The following is an 18022-nucleotide window of genomic DNA, read 5'->3' on the forward strand; positions in this document are numbered from 1 at the left end:
GCCAAGATTAATCCCTGATATAAAAATGCCCAGCTTAGCTGGGCATTTTTTGAACCTTAACAAACTTATAGCGTGGCCAATACCGCCTCAGCGCTACTGATCCCAAACTGCTTTTCTGGTTCAACAAACAAGGCTGTCACTACACCATTATCAATCACCATGGCATAACGCTGCGAACGCGTGCCACCAAAACCAGCGGTTTCCATGGTAAGACCCAGTGACTTAGCGAAGTTACCATCGCCATCGGCTAACATGGTAAGCGCTTCAGCGTTATTAGCCTTGCCCCAAGCACGCATCACAAAGGCATCGTTGACTGATACACAAGCAATCAAATCTACACCTTTGGCTTTAAGCTGGTCGGCATACACTACATACCCAGGTAAGTGAGTTTCAGAGCATGTCGGAGTAAATGCACCAGGCACAGCGAATAACACCGCACGTTTACCCGCAAAGAGTTCACGCACTTGGTGCTGAGTCATACCTTCTGCAGATAATTCAGCTAACACACCTTCAGGTAACTTTTGTCCAACGGCTATCATAACGACTCCTGTTAATTATTAAGCTTCTACAGCATAGCCCCATTCTGCCTAGACAAAAACCGATAAGCAGCAAGGGTATTGTATAGAAAGTATCACACCTACAGCCATAATGTATAAGCTAATGATATATCCAATATTTAACCGCGAACCTCAGTTAGCTTTCATTAAACAATTGCCACGCTGTGAAAAACCAAATCCAAAAAACAGCTCACACTTGTTCCACTTTTAATAGCGCAATCATCGCCATGATGGCGGTGCAGCGGCGCCAGAACAAAATACTAACTTCAAGCCATAAAGCCTGCCTGTAAGGAGACTTCAACAAGATTTAATTAAATTCTCGCTGCAATGGCCTGTAACATGCCTAAAAGTCCGGTTGGTTGAAGCCCTACCGCACCACTATATTTAATCCAATAAACCTCTCTGATGGGAAATCACGATGACAACTAAGGCTGTTACAGTAAGTCAGACCAAGTCATTCATGACAGTGTCATTGATCGAAATGTGGGAGCGTTTCGGATTCTACGGCATGCAAGCGCTCATAGTGTACTTTATGGTCGAGCGCCTTGGCTTTGAAGATAGCCGCGCCAACTTAGTGTGGAGTGCCTGCGCCGCATTAATTTACGTATCTCCCGCCATTGGTGGCTGGGTCGGTGATAAGGTGCTTGGCACTAAGCGCACTATGATCATAGGCGCCGTCATTCTCACCTTAGGTTATGCCTTAATGGCAGTCCCCTCTGAAAATACTTGGTTCCTATTTTCCGCCCTTGGCGTGATTGTGGTAGGTAACGGGTTATTTAAACCTAATGCCGGTAACTTAGTGCGTAAGATTTACGATGGTGATGATTCTAAAATCGATAGTGCCTTTACCATCTACTACATGGCCGTCAATATTGGCTCGACTTTTTCCATGTTGCTCACCCCGTTAATCAAAGATTATGTCAACAACACCTATGGCAATGGTTATGGCTGGCATGCTGCCTTCTCTGTGTGCTTTATCGGTTTGATTGTCGGTATCAGCAACTATTTAGTCATGCGCCAAAGCTTAGCGGCCTATGGCTCTGAGCCCGATTCACACCCAGTTAATACCCGTAAATTAGCCATGGTGCTCGGCTGTTCATTGATTGCGGTGGCTATGTCTGCAGTCATTCTTGAATATGAAATGGTCGCGCGGATTTTTGTTTATAGCGCTGGCATTGCCGTACTTGCTATCTTTATTCACCTTATTCGCAGTAGCCATGCCAATGAACGCGCAGGTCTTATTGCTGCGTTAGTGCTCACCATACAAACCGTATTCTTCTTTATTTTTTACCAGCAAATGTCGACCTCATTAGCGCTATTTGCCCTGCGTAATGTCGATTGGGATTTTGTGGTCTTTGGCACCCATTTATGGACTTGGTCACCGGCGCAGTTCCAAGCATTAAACCCGATTTGGATCATGATCCTAAGCCCTGTGCTGGCTTGGGCTTATACTTGGGGAGGCAAGAATAATAAGGATATTTCCATTGCCGCTAAATTTGCCTTGGGCTTTGCCGTCGTGGCCTTAGGTTTCTTTATTTATAGCATTGCCGGCAACTATGCCATTAATGGCAAAACTTCATCTTGGGTGATGATTTGGGGCTATGGCTCGTATTCATTAGGCGAGCTATTAGTCAGTGGTTTAGGGCTAGCTATGATTGCCCGCTACGTGCCTGAGCGCATGGGTGGCTTTATGATGGGCGCCTACTTTGTGGCATCGGGTATTTCACAATACTTAGGCGGAGTTGTCGCTAACTTTGCCAGCGTGCCACAAGGCTTAACTAACCCGCTAGAAACCTTGCCCATCTACACTAGCCTGTTCAATAAGCTTGGGATTGCCGCCCTAGCGTGCACCCTTATCGCCTTGGCTGTATTGCCAATTATGAGCCGCTTAACTAAGACCCATAATAGCCATCAGAACAAAGGCTAATGTCCATCTGCTCTTTTGATATCAGTCTCGCCTTGTTACGTTAAGGCGAGACTGATTTAACCAAACAACCCACCTTAAATGCTGGCGGTGATTTGCACAGCTAACTGATTGACTAACTGGCGCATCACAGCAACTGAGGGTGAATAACCATCAGCTGGCACTTTGGCTTCAAACGCAAACACTTGATCTAATTTATTATCCCCTTGTAAATACTGGTAACGACCAGAAAGCACTACGGTAGATTGATTGGTCACATGAAAATAATCTATCTGCACCTTAAGCACAGGTGTTGCCGCTTGAGCATTGGTGTTAACTTTAGTGTTGGTGCGCGTTTGCACCACAAAGTCATAGCCTTTGTCACCACTTGCGCTTAAGCCATTAAGATCGCTTAGCAGCGCTTTGCGGGTGCTATCTATCAGCGGCTCAGCCCACATATGAAAACTGGCGTAATGGATTTTATGCTTATCGATTTGCATCACTAAATACGGCTCAGCCAAATACTTAGCTAAGCTCACCGCTACCACTACCTTAGGGCGCACTTGCGCTTTATCGGCGTCGCTTAATTGATTTGCAGCCTTAACGCCATCGCTAGGTAGTAATGATGCTTGGGTATTTAGTAAGTAATAACTGGTGGTTTTAGGCTCAGCGCTTGAACTGCAGCCAAGCAGTAAGCTACTGATAGCCAGCAACATTAAGGCGGCGCGCTGGCTCTTCACGTTCTGCTTAATCGCACTCAGGTTTATTGGGCAACAGCGTGCCACTCCTGCAGATAATCGGCTAATCATTGAGTCACCTCAGGATGTTTTTTCGGTTCTACATGCTCAGTCCCAGAATCGAAGATGAGCCCGTTGGGTTGATGTTTTAGCTGCTCTAACAGCGGTTTTAATTCATACATAACATCCGAGATGCTTTGTATGCCTTGCTGCAATTGCTCGTAACCTGTCGAGCCTTGGGAGAAGTCGCCACTTAAACGCGAGATATTTTCAAAGGTGGCGGTTAACTCTTGGATTAATTGCTGCTGATCGGCTGCGGTTAACAGCTTATCTAAGCTATTGGTGCTGCGCTGTAAAGCCACCAACAAGGCCGAAGCATTGGCTAAGGTCGTATTAGCATTGGTGAGCGTGGCATTGGCATTGGTCGCCATATCATTGATGGGCAGACGATTGATTTTATCCACCAACTGACCAAATTTGTCGGTGATCTGCGAGAACTCGTTTTTCACGGTTGGAATAACCGCATAGCCTTTATAGCTAGCTATCTCATTAAGCTTAGGTAAATCAAAATGCTGCAAGTCGACAAACAAGCTTCCCGTCAGCACATTGCCAGTTTTTAAGCTCGCCCGCAGGCCACTTTTCACCCAATTTATGTTTTGTTCATTCATTATCTCAGCCCCTTGCTGAGTATCAGGTAAGCCCACGCGCCCAGGGTTTAAGTTAATCAATACCGGAATACTAATGGCATCGTTATAAAGCGCCTTAGGATCAACGCTGCCCAAATTCACGGCGGTGACTTGGCCAATTTGCACGCCGCGATACTCCACTGGCGCGCCAACATTGAGGCCACGAATACTGTCATTCACTAGCATGACGTAAGGCAGCGACTGCGTATATCTGGCGTTACTGGCACTGAGATAATCTTGATAAATATCAAAATCAGTACGCTCAGTAATTTTGTCCCCAAGCGGCATGCCATCTGGCACATCAAAGGTCACGCCATTGGTGAGCATGGTTTCAACATTGCCGGTATTAATACTTATGCCTTCGGCATTAAGAGAGACAGTTAAGCCGCTTGCATCCCAAAAGCGGGTATTGCTAGTAATCAACTCATGATATGGCGCGTTAATAAAGGCGTTGTAGTAAACCACCCGCTGATCAATGTTAAAAAACACATCATCAATCTGACCCACAGTTAAGCCTTTATAAATGATGGGATCCCCCTTAGCGTAATCAAATTCTTTATTACTATTAAGGGTTAAATGTAAGCCTGGCGTGCCTTTGGGAGTAATAGGGGCAGATTCGAGCGCGGTATAAGTATCGGCGGTTTTTTTAGAAGCGCCGGGCGCAAGCTCAATATAAACCCCTGAAATTAAGGTATCTAAGCCAGATACCCCAGCCAAGGTGATTTTAGGGGTGACCACCCAAAAATTAGTGTCTTCCACCAGCATTTTTTCAGCGCTTTTAGCGAGTCGAGCGGTGATATTAACCCCATCGCCCTCTTCATTGAGGCGAATGCTTTCTACTTCACCGATATTAACGTAACGGGATTTAATTTTAGTTTTGCCAGCTTCCATGCCTTCGGCAGAATCAAAATAAATGGTGATGGCAGGCCCTTGATGGCTTAAGTGGTAATACACCATCCAAACACCAATCAAAAGCGCAACTATGGGCACAAACCAGATGGCAGATATGCTTCTAACTGGCTTAATGTCAGCGTCCATTTGCTTATCTAGGTTCATAGCCAACCTTATCGTTATAAATTAATTTAGGTTCAAAACTCATGGCGGCCAACATGGTCACTATCACCACCCCAGCAAAGGCAAAAGTAGCCGAGCCTGGCACTATGCTCATGGCATTGCCTAGCTGCACTAAGCTCGCCAAAATGATCACCACAAAGATATCTATCATCGACCAACGCCCCACAAATTCCGCCAAGCGATACCAACGAATACGCTGCTTGGTGTAGCGAAACGCGCCAGTTTGCACGCTGTAATTAAGCCAAATCAGTACCAGTATTTTGATAATAGGCACCATCACACTCGCCACAAAAATCACCATAGCGATTGGATAAGAGCCGTGATGCCACAATAGCAACACCCCGCCGATGATAGTGCTCGGATCGTCTTGCCCTAACAGCCGCGTATTCATAATCGGCAAGATATTGGCCGGGATATATAACAAGATAGAAGTGATGATTAATGCCCAAGTGCGCTGAATCGACAGGCTGGGCTGCACAGGGGCATGAGGAACAGAGGCTGTAATAATTGCGCTCGAGTGATTGTCATTAGCTGCCGCCGCGCAAGAGGCAAATGCCTGATTAAACGAGCGCTTATCAATATGCAGTAAGGTCGCCGTCATCGAAATAGAAAACAAAATGAAGGCAAAAAACGACGTCCCCAAATGAATGTCGGCAAGGGAGATAATCTTAACCAAGCTAACTAAGGTACCCACCAGAAAAATCTCTGCCATATTCCAAGGGAGCAAGCGGTAAATAAGCGCCATAATCTCGCGCCCTTGCCATGGCATGCGCCCTAATTTTAGCGATAAGGTCACATACATTAGGCTGATTAAGACCAGCATAGGGATTAACAACACGGTAATCACTTCAATCACGGCCAAAAAACCATAGCCACTACTGATTAAAATGGTCACGCTATCTAGCATCTTTATCTCATTCTCTAAGCCGCTAGATTTAAACGAAATAAAATGAAATGGCAGCGACAAGGCTAAAAAAATCAACGCCGTCAGCGCAAAGGCCAACATACGGTTTAAGGCATTGCGCCGTTTAGCCGCCAGCAAAAAACCACAACGCGGGCACAGCGCCTTTTGATTCACTTGCAAAGGTGGAATGGCAACCTGCAAATCACACTCATGACAAGTGTCATGTTCAACCGCTAGTGATGATTCGCTGCTGTTCATTGTCATTGCCTAAATACATGCCCAAACATCATTCCTTTTACCGCCTGTCATCACTCTTTAGCCGCTCACTCATTGGCGCGGTTTACCCTAACCAAACTCTCAGTATGGCTATGGAGAATGACGATTTCCGACCAAATAGTCAACGAATCAATAACATCCATTATTTGCGAGCCTGTGGCCGTTAATAAAAAGGCGCCATCATTGGCGCCTTGTTTAGCTGAAATCGCTTCATCCAGTTACGATTTAGATTTCAATAAATCGCGGATTTCAGTCAGTAACACTTCTTGCGCCGATGGAGCCGCAGGCGCGGCTGGAGCCTCTTCCGCTTTTCTTTTTAATTTATTAATGACTTTGACCAGCATAAAAATCGCGAAGGCCACAATCATAAAATCGAGCACTGTTTGAATAAAGGCGCCGTAACTGATGACCACAGCAGGCGCGTCACCCGCCGCCTCTTTAACCACCCACGCTAAATCAGAAAAATTAACCCCGCCCAATAACACCCCAATTGGCGGCATGATGACACCAGACACTAACACAGTGACAATTTTACCGAAGGCCGCGCCGATAATAATACCGACCGCCATATCGACTACATTGCCTTTGACTGCAAATTCTTTGAATTCTTTCATCATGCCCATGGTGGTAAACCTCGTTAGTGCTTATTAACTATGTTTGCATTCGGTGGAAATTTTTACGTAAACACCCGTCCGTGTGTCACTCGCGCCAGCGCTAGAGCGTCACGCCGCTTACAGCTAACGGCCATCATAACGCTCTAATAATAGGCTACAAATATAGTGTAAAAAATGCGCAGCGTGAATAACTTATGAACTTTTAGCCGCGAATGAAATTAAAACAAATATCGAGCGCTAAGGCTGCAAGCAGGGAAAAGGGGGATGCACAAAGAAGGGGGAGAATGACAGCAACCAGCAAGGTTGCTGCACCAGATGAATTAGCGGCAGTAACTAAGCGACTTGGGCGCGGCGTTCATTAAGATTAATGGTCATGATTGTGACCTCTGCATACTGATAGCGCTCTTGCTTAATGGCTTGCCAGCCGAGCTTTTCATAAAACTCACGCTGATCTTCAGTAAATAAGTGCAGCAGGTCCAAGCCCTTATCGGCAGCGATGCGCATAACTTCGTTTATCAAGATGCTGCCAAGGCGCTTACCGCGATACTCAGGCTTAATAAATACATTAGCGAGCCAAGGGGATAGCTCAGGATGAGTCGTCATATCTTGAGTTAAAATCGATGCGCTCCCCACCACTTCATCACCATCCACCAGCACCCAAGTGCTTGGCACGGCGTCATCATTTAAGCAGTTATGCAAGTCGTTAACAAAATCTGCCAGCGTGCTGCCTGGATACAAGTCATGCCACTCAGTAAAGTGCCAAGTGGCCACTTCCGTCAGCTTGGGCACATAATTTTCTAATTTTTCAACTTTCATCAATCACACCATAACAATAATCCAAGTATTCACGCAGTTAGCCGTTAAGCCACATAAGGCATGGCCTCACGACCAGCACAAACGCAGGATTCTACACTAATCGGCGCTTTTTTAGCGAATCGCGTAAATAGCTATGCCGGGAGCACTCAAGCCTAAGCAAGGATGAAATCCTCCACGCCTGATACCAACTGACAAGTAGCTTAAGTGCCCTTGTTAGCACGACTATTTCTGTATTATTTGATAATTAGCTTGCTAAATCGTTACGGACAGACGCAATTGCTTGTGGTGACTGTTTTTAATGGCTAGGGTTTGAACAGTTGCAGCCTTACCCGTGTAAAGGGTAAGGTAAACGCCCCCATGTTGATTGAGCGAACAAACGCCATTAATGCAGATTAAGGCTAGCGTGAGCTTTTATTCAAATGGGTTATGTGCGAGCAGCACATAAATAACAATAAACATTATGGTGTAAAGCCTAACTCTTCAAGGATAGAACATGAAGATGAAACCCTCCTGATAGGCTTAACCCTATATAGCGGTTACGCCGCCGCTGCGCCTACTGACACTATCCCGCAACCAGCCCAACTATGTGTGTCTTATCATGGCATGCAAGGTGAGGGCATTGACCCTCTCGGCCCTTGATTAGTGGGATTATCAAGCAAATATATCTCATTGCAGTTACAGCATTTCCAAGCGGGAGCGCGCCAAAACCCGACCATGACCGCCATGGCCATGACGCTGCAAGGGGATGGTATCGAGCAAGTGGCTAATTATTTTTCAGCTAAGCCCGACACTGATGTTAAGCCCCTTATCCGCGGTCAGCAGCTAGTATTTTCTGACGATATCCAGCGCTTAGCTAACCAAGGCGATTGGTCACGAGGCATACCTGCCTGTGTAACCTGTCATGGCCCTTCAGCGCTCGGTGGCGGTTTATTTCCCCGTTTAGCCAATCAACCGGCAAGTTATATTAAGGGTCAATTATTGGCATGGCAGTCTGGCACCCGCAAAGGTGATGTCGATGGCATGATGGCCAATGTAGCTAACAAGCTTACCGCCGCCGAAATCGATGCCTTAGCAAACTACTTTGCTAATTTGAAATAAGGAGCCAGACATGAAATCTTCTACCATGCTATTGCTGGCCGCTATGGGGCCGATTGCACCAACTGCCATATGGATGCAGGCCGCAAAGCCAATGCCTCGCCGCTTTGGGCGGCTTATTTTGCTTATCCGGCTTATCGCAAAAAAGATGATAAGGTCAGCAGTTTTGAAGAGCGTATTCAGGGCTGTTTTAATTATTCCATGAATGGCACCGCCCCCGCATCGGGTAGCCCTGAGTTAGTGGCTCTTTCTGCCTATGCCTATTGGTTAGGCATGGGTGGCTTGATGGACGAGGCGAAAATCAGCGGCCCAGTTCCTGAATTAAGCGACGCCGAGCTAGTTAAAGGTGGCAAACGGTAAGACTTCCCGCTGCCAGACGCATTAGCCAAAGCTATGACGATTGAAGAGCGCGCTAACTTGCCAGGTCGAGCCTATCCAGAAATTCCTAAACCTGAACTGGCCTATTCAGCAGAGTGCGGGAAAGACATATATGTTGCCCACTGCCAAACCTGTCATAGCGCCGATGGTCAAGGTCAGGCGATGGCGGGCGTCTATGTGCTGCCGCCATTATGGGGATCTCAACGTTATAACTGGGGAGCCGGCATGCACAGGGTTAATACCGCCGCATTTTTCATATATGAAAACATGCCTTTTGGTAAGGGCATGCAGCTAACGACTCAACAGGCTTGGGACGTTGCAGCTTACATTAACTCCCACGAGCGCAGCCAAGGGGATGTGAAGCAGACGCAGGAGAAATACCATAATGACAGTGATTACTATGGCATTGCTGTCAATGGCAAAGTATTAGGCACCGAGTCTTACCCCATTTTTCCTAAGAAGATGTAACCCAAGAATTTAGGCACCACTTAGAAACCTTTAGGCGTAGACCCCATATTGGCGGTCTACGCTGAAGCCAAAGCCGCCCTAAGGCTAAATGGTTACAAAGACTATTTCTCAAGGTTGTGGCTAGCGCTTGGCCAACTCGATTTAACTACCTCTTGTAAGAATTTTTGTTTCTCGGCCTTAAGCTGCGCCATATTGAGGCCAATAAAGGCTTGGGCATCGGCTTTAGACCTTAACTCTGGATAGTTAACAGTAGGTGCACCTATGGTCTTTAATATCTGCGCCAACTTGGCTCTAGCCATGTCTACCTGCCGCTGCGCCACATCTAACAAGAACATGGCTTCTTTGCTGTTGTGGGCGTGGGCGCCATGAGATGCCACCACATAATCCCAGCGCCACTGGGCATGGCGAATATCCATCAGCGCACTGTCTAAATCACCCCATGTTAGGCCGCTATCCCACGCAGCGCCGGCCTCTATATGCGCTTTGACCAATAGTTTTTCAACGTCTGTGCGCTTGCTATCTAGCTCACTTTTATTGGTGGCGATTAGCTGAGTTATCTCTGTCGCACTTTCATGACAGCCCGAGCACTTAGTCTCAAAGTTATTAAAACTGCTAGTGATTTTGTGGTTAGTGACTGCTTTACCATCATTTGCTGTCGTGGTCGCCATGTGGCAATTAGCGCAGCCTATTTCACTTTGGGCGTGAACGCTGCGGCTCCAATGTTCAAATTCAGGGTGGCGAGCTTTGATGATAGGAACGCCAGATATTGGGTGAACAAAGTCAGCAAAACGGCGGGTATCATAATATTTTTCAATGTTGTCAGCGTCGTTACCAAATATCCAAGGGATGTTTACCGCATTGGTTTTTTCTTGCTGAAAGTAATAAGTGACATGGCATTGACCGCACACTTGCGAAGCCTTAACCGCTGGGGTTTGAGCATCAAAAGGCATGCGGATTTTATTCATGGCATTACTGGCATGCGCCCGCGGCAAGGCTAATTCTGCTGAGCCTGACTTATGGCAATCATCACAACCCACACTCACGTCCATGGCATAGGCAACATCGGCAAAGCTCTTGCTCGCAAACCCCTGCTCGCCCATGGCTTGAGTCAATGCGACGGCGCCTGGGGCTTTGCAAGACCAGCAACTTGCGCCCGGATCGCCCAAGGCTTTAGTGCCGCTGCCAGTGCGCAATATGTGAGTTGCGTCCATCACAGCGAACTGATGCCCTCTGGGACTATTGTATTCTTTGGCGAAAGATGAACCCGCGTACAGCAGCACTAAATCAGGACGCTCCTCCAATAAATCCACTCTGTGATTCGACTGCGCGGTTGCTTGCCAACTTTGCTGGGCGAGTTCAACGCGATTATCGGTATTGGCTATGGCTACAAATGACATCAGCCCAAGTAGGTAAATTAGTTTTATATTCATGGTGATTTGGCAGAGGTTGTTTTTATATACAATAAGTTACATTAACACCTATTGTTGATACCCCTTTCTAGGTGGCGCCTAATTAATGTGAGACACAACACTTAATCTGACTAACTTAACTCTCTAGGTGTGACATTGACCTTGCCAAACCTAAGGTAACTATATTTATCCTTCTGCAACGGCAAAAAGCGAATCCATGATATGTCGATAGCTATTTTTCCTATCAAAAACAAAAACCGGCATTTAGCCGGCTTTGTCGTAACATCCAATATTTATAAAGTAGGGTAAACTTCAAGCCAATAGCTGCCCCAACCTATCTTGTTACCTTTGCCGTTATACCAGTTACTGTCACCATCGGCCCAGGCAGTATCTTCACCAATAAAGAAATTTAAAGCAGGAACCGCCACCACAGTAATTTGCTGGGTAATCGCTCCAGCGGTATTGCGGCACAAAAGCACTAGCCCTTCAAAACTGCCCGCCTGATAAGTGCTACCATTTTCAACAGCGAGCGCAACTATGGCCAGTGCATTGCTCTCATTCCAGCTAATACCGCCGGCAGAGCCCATAGGATTGCTATCATCGGTCAGCTTCCAGATAGCCCCCTGAATATCTTGCCAAGAATACTGAGGATATAGATTCCAGTCTTGATTCAATATCCAAGAGACTGCATTCAGATTTTGCTCCTTATCGACCACGCCCAAATCAGGATCATTCAATGACCGCAACTCACAGTTGGTGTAGGTGGTGCCCGGAGAGATAGTACGCCCCAAATCCATACACCATGCATTAAAGGGGCCGGAGCCATTGATGGTTGCATCAAAGTAAGAATCGTCACCAGGGAATTTGACCGAGTAGGAAACCGTCCCGCCTATGGGATAGCTCGACTGCTTACTTTCTGCATGATAAGCGACATACTGATCCACTGCGTTGACATCTACCCTATAGATATCACTCCGGGCGCAGCCTAGCTCGTGGCTATAGGGGAATAGCCCAGGCGCGGATGATAGCGGTTCACTCTCACCCACATACAGGTGGGAACGCTCTAGACACCAACCGACTTCAGTCACTTGCACACTCACAACCAACTGATCTCCCAGATAATAAGTTTCTACCTCACCAATCTCTTGGTGTTGCCCAGCAAACAAGGGACGAGTAGATGCCTCAACCCCTCCAGCCAACAAGCTCGCAAAAAGCATGATCAATCCAAACGCTGACTTCATTTTATTACCCCGTTATTTACCTATGAGTAAGGACGAGCACGAAGGGGCAATTTGAATGCCACTTTTAACCTATTGATTTTATTGTGCACGAGATAAGTTAAGTCTTATTTTTAAGATATGTCTTTAGGTTGTTGCCGCAGAATTTTGAATAACTCATTGAATTAAATATCTTTAGCTAAGTCTCAAAAATGAGACAGTTTTGAAAGGCGCTGCCTATAAACTCGGTTTGAACTCAGCCCGCGTTACGATTCCAACAACTGAGACTCGAATGTTATTGTTATGCGATTACAAAGACAGCATGAGGTATCTGTGCTGCCAAACCATTTTTAGATAAGCGTTTCTACCGCTTAAGCTTGGTGTTGCTGCAAGCAGACTGGTGCAGCAACAAATAAATGTCACTGCAAGCAGACTATTGACTTATATCAGACTACTATCATAATAAAATAAATTTATCATCAAAAAACAAACTGTTATCAACTAACCATAGCGGCTTTAACATAGACATCAAAGCGGTTTTTCTTAGTCGCAATCACAGCGTTTGGCTTAAGGCCATCGAGATCCTCGGCGTAATCTGGACGCTTAACTACCACGCGCTTAGTGGCCAAATCTAAGGCTGGTTGCAATAAACCATCGGCATCAAGGTCGGCGCCCACTAAAGATTGAAATACCCGCATTTCTTTTTTCACTAACGCTGATTTTTCGCGGTGCGGATACATAGGGTCGAGATACACCACATCAGGGCTTAAGCCTAAGGCTGGCAGCGCTTGCAAACTTGAGGCGTGCACTAAGCTCATGCGCTCACGCATCCAAGTGCCAATTTCAGCGTCTTGATAAGCGCGGTGTAAACCGTCAGCTAACAAAGCGGCCACTACGGGGTTGCGCTCTAACATAGTCACCTTGCAACCAAGGCTTGCCAGAACAAAGGCGTCGCGGCCAAGGCCAGCAGTACCATCCACCACAGTGGGATTAGAGCCATGTTTTAAACCTACGGCTTTGGCAATGGATTGACCACGACCACCACCAAATTTACGGCGGTGCGCCACGGCGCCAGCAATAAAATCGACACTAATGCCGCCAAGTTTAGGCTCGTCGCGCTTAAGCAGAGTTAACGCCTCATCCACAAAGGTCAATTCAAACAAGGCATCTTGCTCAAAGCCCAGTTGCTGCTCATTGGCAATCGCGACCAGACGGTCATCATTAATATCAAAGTAAATCGCTTGGCTCACGGCATCACATCTAGGTTAAGTATCTCGGCGCCATTATGCCACTGTCTGCTTAGCTATGCACTCAAGCGTCCATGACATCTCGCCTATGGCTAGCTATAATGCGCCATTATTCTTTTGTTATCACAGGCTCCCATGCTTAGTTACCGCCACGGCTATCACGCCGGCAATTATGCCGATGTGCTTAAACACAGTCTGCTGCTGCAGACCATTCGCTTACTGCAAAAAAAAGATAAGCCATTTGTGTATGTCGACACTCATGCCGGCGCGGGTGGATATTCATTAAACGCTGAATTTTCCCAAAAAACCGGTGAGTATTTAGAAGGTATCGCTAAGTTATGGCAAGCCACTGATCTGCCGGAGTCTTTGGCCGATTACGTCCGTGCTGTACGCCTGTTTAATGGCGAGTCGGATGCACTTGAGTACTACCCAGGCTCGCCTTCTATCATGGATATGGAGCTGCGCCCGAAAGATCGCATGGTATTGCACGAACTGCACACCACTGACTTTGACACTATTTCTCAGCAGTTTGCTGGCGAGCGCAAAGTTAAAGTGCGCAATGCAGATGGCTTACAAGGCTTAATTGCTGCCATGCCGCCATTAGAGCGCCGCGCGTTAGTCTTGGTTGACCCAAGCTATGAAATGAAAACCGACTATGAAGATGTCGCCATCAGCGTGATTGAAGCCTATAAGCGCTTTGCCACTGGCGTCTATATGATTTGGTATCCCGTCGTTAATCGCGACCAAACCGAAGCTATGTTCGATATCTTAAAGGCCAGCGGTATTAAGCGCCAACTGCGCATTGAGCAAGCGATTGCTCCCGATAGCAATGAATTTGGCATGACTGCCGCAGGTTTATGGGTGATTAACCCGCCATGGCAACTCGATACCTTGGCAGAAGAGACCTTAAGCTATTTAAGCACTTGTCTAGATCAAGGCGGCGGCTTTACCCAAGTTAAATGGGAAGTTGGCGAATAAGCCTGAGTTTACATGGATTAGCCCAGCCCTGTGCTGGGCTTTTTTATGGGCGGTTAAGGCGGCTAATCAGGATGAAAATCTAGGAGTTTAGACCGCTTGCTTACGGTAACGCGCCAGTAAAATCTTCACCCGCGCCACATAAGCGCGCGTTTCAGCAAAGGGCGGCACGCCATTAAAGCGTTCAACATTGGAGGCACCAGCATTGTAGGCGGCACACGCCTTAGTTAAGTCGCCATTAAAGCGGCGCAGCATACTGGCCAAGTATTCAGTACCCGCCGAGATATTTTGTTCAGGTAAAAAGGCATTGGTGACCCCAAGCTCTTTAGCGGTGGGCGGCATTAATTGCATTAATCCCATGGCGCCGCGGCGCGACACAGCTAAGGGGTTAAAATTCGACTCAGCGTGAATAACGGCCTGAATTAGCGCTTCTTCCACTTGATGCTTATTGGCCGCTTGTTTGATGAGTTGTCGATAAGGCCCAACATGTAGCCCCACCCGCTTCCAATCTAAGCCATCATCACCACAAGCGAAGCAGTCAAACAGTAATAAGGTATAACCTTTGCTGGCAGGAGTTTTGTCGGTAAATACCCATAAACCATCGGCGCGCTGGTAGCGATAAACTGAATATTTTTTGTCAGCTTTAGCGGCTGATGCCGCAAAAGCGTCACTCACTGGCAGCAAGCTTAACAATAATATGCAGAGTAAATACCCTGTCCGTGGTTGCACTATCATCCCTAATTCCAGGTCCTTAAGTCTGCCTAGCACTAACTCTAGCAAATTCACTGCCACACAGGTACAAATAGATAACAAATGTTTTTACGCGCTCTTGTCTTAGCATTTTATCGATAAGCCAGGTTCTGGCGAATTTTTCCTTCCGAAATTACCGAATCATCAATAAAACATAGCATTTACATTATGTTGCGCATAGGTGTTGGCGGTATTTTTTAAGCAGCACGATAATTTAATTTAAGCAAAACTTAGGTTAAACACAAAGTTAACCTTGTGGCGAGGCGGCATAATAAGTATTTTTTGACATATGACGCTAAATATCTGAATATCATAACCATACCTAGTTAAAGCTGTTGTTTTACTTAGGGTGGCGAGAGTGTGAAAAATACACGCCGCAGAATTTAGCTTAAATTCCAATACGCGCCACACAGTCAAAACTGTAACAACCCACCACTACCTGCAAGCTGCACCATAACTACAAATAGCAGCACAGTGATAACAAGAGTGCTTAGCACCTAACTAATTGAAGGAAGTAGCCATGAGTCAATCATCGAGCCACGGGGTGAGCCATTCCCCGCAAGATCTCGCCAGCAAAGGCTGGTTTGTTAAGTTTTTGAACACTATTGAGCGCCTAGGCAATTTGTTGCCGCACCCCATCACCTTGTTTGCCATCTTCTGTCTCGCCATTTTAGTGATAAGCGGTATTGCCGGCTATTTTGGCATGTCGGTAGCAGACCCGCGCCCAGTCGGCGCTTCAGGGCGCAGTGCCGATGGCTTAATTCATGTGGTCAGCTTAATGAATGGCGAAGGCCTGCGGATGATAGTGTCAAACCTTGTCACTAACTTCACTGGTTTTGCGCCATTAGGCACTGTGCTAGTTGCGCTATTAGGTGTAGGTATTGCAGAGCGCTCTGGCATGTTATCCGCCGCCATGCGTTTACTGGTGATTGGCAGCTCCAAGCGCTTAGTGACAGTCACTATTGTGTTTGCTGGCATAGTCTCTAATACCGCCTCTGAGCTAGGTTATGTGGTATTAATTCCTATGGCTGCCATGATTTTCCACTCCCTTGGACGCCACCCATTAGCTGGTTTAGCCGCCGCCTTTGCTGGCGTATCGGGCGGTTATAGCGCCAACTTATTATTAGGGACTGTGGATCCATTGTTATCTGGTATCACAGAAACCGCTGCGCGCATGATTGACCCGCAATATAACGTAGGGCCAGAAGCCAACTGGTACTTTATGTTTGCTTCAACCTTTATCATCACTATCTTAGGCGCTGTTGTTACTGAGAAAATTGTCGAGCCTAACTTAGGCAAGTACGACCCAAGTGAAGCTGGCATAGACTTAAGCGATCAAAAAATGGAAACCGTTAGCCCTGAAGAAAAGCGCGCGCTTAAACTCGCGGGCTGGGCAACGCTGGCGTTTGTACTCACTATTGCCTTGCTAGTTGTGCCTGAAGGCGCGCCGCTGCGCAATCAAGCCACTGGCGCTGTGTCGGGTTCACCTTTCTTAAAAGGCATAGTAGCCTTCATCTTTATTGGTTTTGCTATTCCAGGCTTAGTGTATGGCAAAGCCATTGGCATAATGAAAACCGATAAAGATGTGATTAACTCCATGTCTCACAGCATGAGCTCAATGGGCATGTATATCGTATTGGTATTTTTCGCCTCGCAGTTTGTGGCTTTCTTCCAGTGGACTAACTTAGGCGCAGTATTAGCCGTAGCAGGCGCCGAAGCCTTGACGGCTATTGGCTTAACTGGCCCTATGGTATTTGTGCTGTTTATCTTTATGTGCGGCATTATTAACTTGTCATTAGGCAGCGCCTCAGCGCAGTGGGCGATTACCGCGCCTATCTTTGTGCCTATGCTGATGTTAATTGGTTATGCGCCAGAAACCATTCAAGCAGCTTACCGAATTGGTGATTCAGTGACTAACTTGATCACCCCTATGATGAGTTATTTCGGCCTGATTTTGGCGGTGGCTTGTCGCTATAAGAAAGATCTCGGTATCGGCACGCTGATAGCAACTATGCTGCCCTATACCATCATCTTCTTTATCGGTTGGGTCAGTTTCTTCTTCTTGTGGGTGTTTGTACTTGGTATACCAGTCGGCCCAGGCGCTGCCACTTACTACGTACCTTAAGATAAATACTGACTTGCGATAAATCGTACGTCACGCATCAAGCTAATGGCGGTGAGGGGCAACCTTAGCCGCCATTAGTTTTAATGCCAGCTCAAACCTCTGCGCCATACCCGCGTTATCACGTCCATGATTTACCGCTAACGCTTTACCCTTGCAAAGCTCGGCTTAGGCGCTATATTGACGGCCTGAGTTAGTTTGTAAGGTTTTATCATGACACTCTTTATCGCCTCCGATCTGCACGGTTCACTCACTGCTGGCCAAGCTATGCTTGAGCGCTTTGAGCAATCTGGTGCCCGTTATTTATTGTTACTTGGGGATTTACTCAATCACGGCCCGCGCAATGCTATCCCTGATGGCTATAACCCAGTGCAACTGGCTGAATTATTAAATACTTATGCCGACCGCATCATTGCGGTGCGCGGTAATTGCGACAGTGAAGTCGATCAAATGCTGCTGCAATTTCCTATCACAGCCACTTATCAGCAAGTGTTAATGCCACAAATGCGCTTGTTCTTAACCCATGGCCATATTTACCATCCAGATAATCTGCCGCCGCTGCAAGCAGGCGACGCCTTAGTCTATGGTCACACCCATATTGCGACCGCTGAATATAGTGATGGCATTTTGCTGATAAACCCAGGTTCCACCACCATTCCACGCAATCATGGCCGCGCATCGTACGCGCTGTTAACTGCCAGTCGCTGCGATGTGCATGCGCTCGATGACAATGAGTTACTGCTAACCACGGCAATTCATCACGCGCTGTAAGCTTGGCGCAACTAAATATCCTG

The 18022-nt window shown here is 46.9% G+C and carries 14 protein-coding genes and 2 pseudogenes; 6 read left to right on the forward strand and 10 right to left on the reverse strand.

Annotation, left to right across the window (positions count from 1 at the left end; all coding sequences use genetic code 11):
* Window positions 1–65: 65 nt before the first annotated feature.
* On the reverse strand, window positions 66–539 hold the full coding sequence (locus AC1HDP_RS11840) for a redoxin family protein (RefSeq protein WP_479638922.1): 474 nt from the start codon (window positions 537–539) through the stop codon (window positions 66–68).
* Window positions 540–975: 436 nt separating this feature from the next.
* Here AC1HDP_RS11840 and AC1HDP_RS11845 point away from each other — a divergent pair, with 436 nt between their 5' ends.
* A complete protein-coding gene (locus AC1HDP_RS11845; protein ID WP_479638923.1) occupies window positions 976–2484 on the forward strand; it encodes a peptide MFS transporter in 1509 nt (502 codons plus the stop codon).
* 74 nt (window positions 2485–2558) lie between these two features.
* Here AC1HDP_RS11845 and AC1HDP_RS11850 read toward each other — a convergent pair whose 3' ends face one another.
* The 5 genes from AC1HDP_RS11850 to AC1HDP_RS11870 form a co-directional block, all read right to left on the reverse strand.
* Window positions 2559–3269, reverse strand: coding sequence for a PqiC family protein (locus tag AC1HDP_RS11850; protein ID WP_479638924.1), 711 nt, complete (start codon window positions 3267–3269; stop codon window positions 2559–2561).
* A complete protein-coding gene (pqiB, locus tag AC1HDP_RS11855; RefSeq protein WP_479638925.1) occupies window positions 3266–4939 on the reverse strand; it encodes an intermembrane transport protein PqiB in 1674 nt (557 codons plus the stop codon). The genes AC1HDP_RS11850 and pqiB overlap by 4 nt, the downstream gene beginning before the upstream one ends.
* The gene (locus AC1HDP_RS11860) at window positions 4926–6119 is read right to left on the reverse strand and encodes a PqiA/YebS family transporter subunit (protein WP_479638926.1); all 1194 of its coding nucleotides are present in this window, start codon (window positions 6117–6119) and stop codon (window positions 4926–4928) included. The genes pqiB and AC1HDP_RS11860 overlap by 14 nt, the downstream gene beginning before the upstream one ends.
* 236 nt (window positions 6120–6355) lie before the next feature.
* Window positions 6356–6760, reverse strand: a complete 405-nt coding sequence (mscL, locus tag AC1HDP_RS11865; protein ID WP_140929994.1) for a large-conductance mechanosensitive channel protein MscL — start codon at window positions 6758–6760, stop codon at window positions 6356–6358.
* Between the two features lie 324 nt (window positions 6761–7084).
* Window positions 7085–7567, reverse strand: a complete 483-nt coding sequence (locus tag AC1HDP_RS11870; RefSeq protein ID WP_479638927.1) for a GNAT family N-acetyltransferase — start codon at window positions 7565–7567, stop codon at window positions 7085–7087.
* Window positions 7568–8053: 486 nt separating this feature from the next.
* On the opposite strand from AC1HDP_RS11870, the pseudogene AC1HDP_RS11875 reads away from it, so the two are divergent.
* Together AC1HDP_RS11875 and AC1HDP_RS11880 are read left to right on the forward strand one after the other, a co-directional pair.
* Window positions 8054–8665, forward strand: a pseudogene (locus AC1HDP_RS11875) (c-type cytochrome).
* 15 nt (window positions 8666–8680) lie between these two features.
* Window positions 8681–9508: pseudogene (locus tag AC1HDP_RS11880) on the forward strand (c-type cytochrome).
* A gap of 101 nt (window positions 9509–9609) precedes the next feature.
* On the opposite strand, the gene AC1HDP_RS11885 reads toward AC1HDP_RS11880, so the two are convergent.
* The 3 genes from AC1HDP_RS11885 to AC1HDP_RS11895 form a co-directional block, all read right to left on the reverse strand.
* On the reverse strand, window positions 9610–10938 hold the full coding sequence (locus AC1HDP_RS11885) for an ammonia-forming cytochrome c nitrite reductase subunit c552 (protein WP_479638928.1): 1329 nt from the start codon (window positions 10936–10938) through the stop codon (window positions 9610–9612).
* A gap of 272 nt (window positions 10939–11210) precedes the next feature.
* Window positions 11211–12158: a thioester domain-containing protein gene (locus AC1HDP_RS11890; RefSeq protein ID WP_479638929.1), complete on the reverse strand. Its 948-nt coding sequence runs from the start codon at window positions 12156–12158 to the stop codon at window positions 11211–11213.
* A gap of 473 nt (window positions 12159–12631) precedes the next feature.
* Window positions 12632–13360, reverse strand: coding sequence for a class I SAM-dependent methyltransferase (locus AC1HDP_RS11895; protein ID WP_479639880.1), 729 nt, complete (start codon window positions 13358–13360; stop codon window positions 12632–12634).
* A gap of 156 nt (window positions 13361–13516) precedes the next feature.
* Here AC1HDP_RS11895 and AC1HDP_RS11900 point away from each other — a divergent pair, with 156 nt between their 5' ends.
* The gene (locus tag AC1HDP_RS11900; RefSeq protein WP_479638930.1) at window positions 13517–14359 is read left to right on the forward strand and encodes a 23S rRNA (adenine(2030)-N(6))-methyltransferase RlmJ; all 843 of its coding nucleotides are present in this window, start codon (window positions 13517–13519) and stop codon (window positions 14357–14359) included.
* Between the two features lie 87 nt (window positions 14360–14446).
* Here AC1HDP_RS11900 and AC1HDP_RS11905 read toward each other — a convergent pair whose 3' ends face one another.
* On the reverse strand, window positions 14447–15091 hold the full coding sequence (locus AC1HDP_RS11905; protein ID WP_206194357.1) for a lytic transglycosylase domain-containing protein: 645 nt from the start codon (window positions 15089–15091) through the stop codon (window positions 14447–14449).
* 535 nt (window positions 15092–15626) lie between these two features.
* Between AC1HDP_RS11905 and AC1HDP_RS11910 the strand changes: the two genes are divergently transcribed.
* The gene (locus AC1HDP_RS11910) at window positions 15627–17231 is read left to right on the forward strand and encodes an AbgT family transporter (protein ID WP_479638931.1); all 1605 of its coding nucleotides are present in this window, start codon (window positions 15627–15629) and stop codon (window positions 17229–17231) included.
* A gap of 210 nt (window positions 17232–17441) precedes the next feature.
* Complete coding sequence (gene yfcE / locus AC1HDP_RS11915) at window positions 17442–17999, forward strand: phosphodiesterase (protein WP_479638932.1); 558 nt, start codon at window positions 17442–17444, stop codon at window positions 17997–17999.
* Window positions 18000–18022 lie beyond the last annotated feature (23 nt).

The sequence above is a fragment of the Shewanella sp. ISS20 genome, assembly GCF_056522965.1.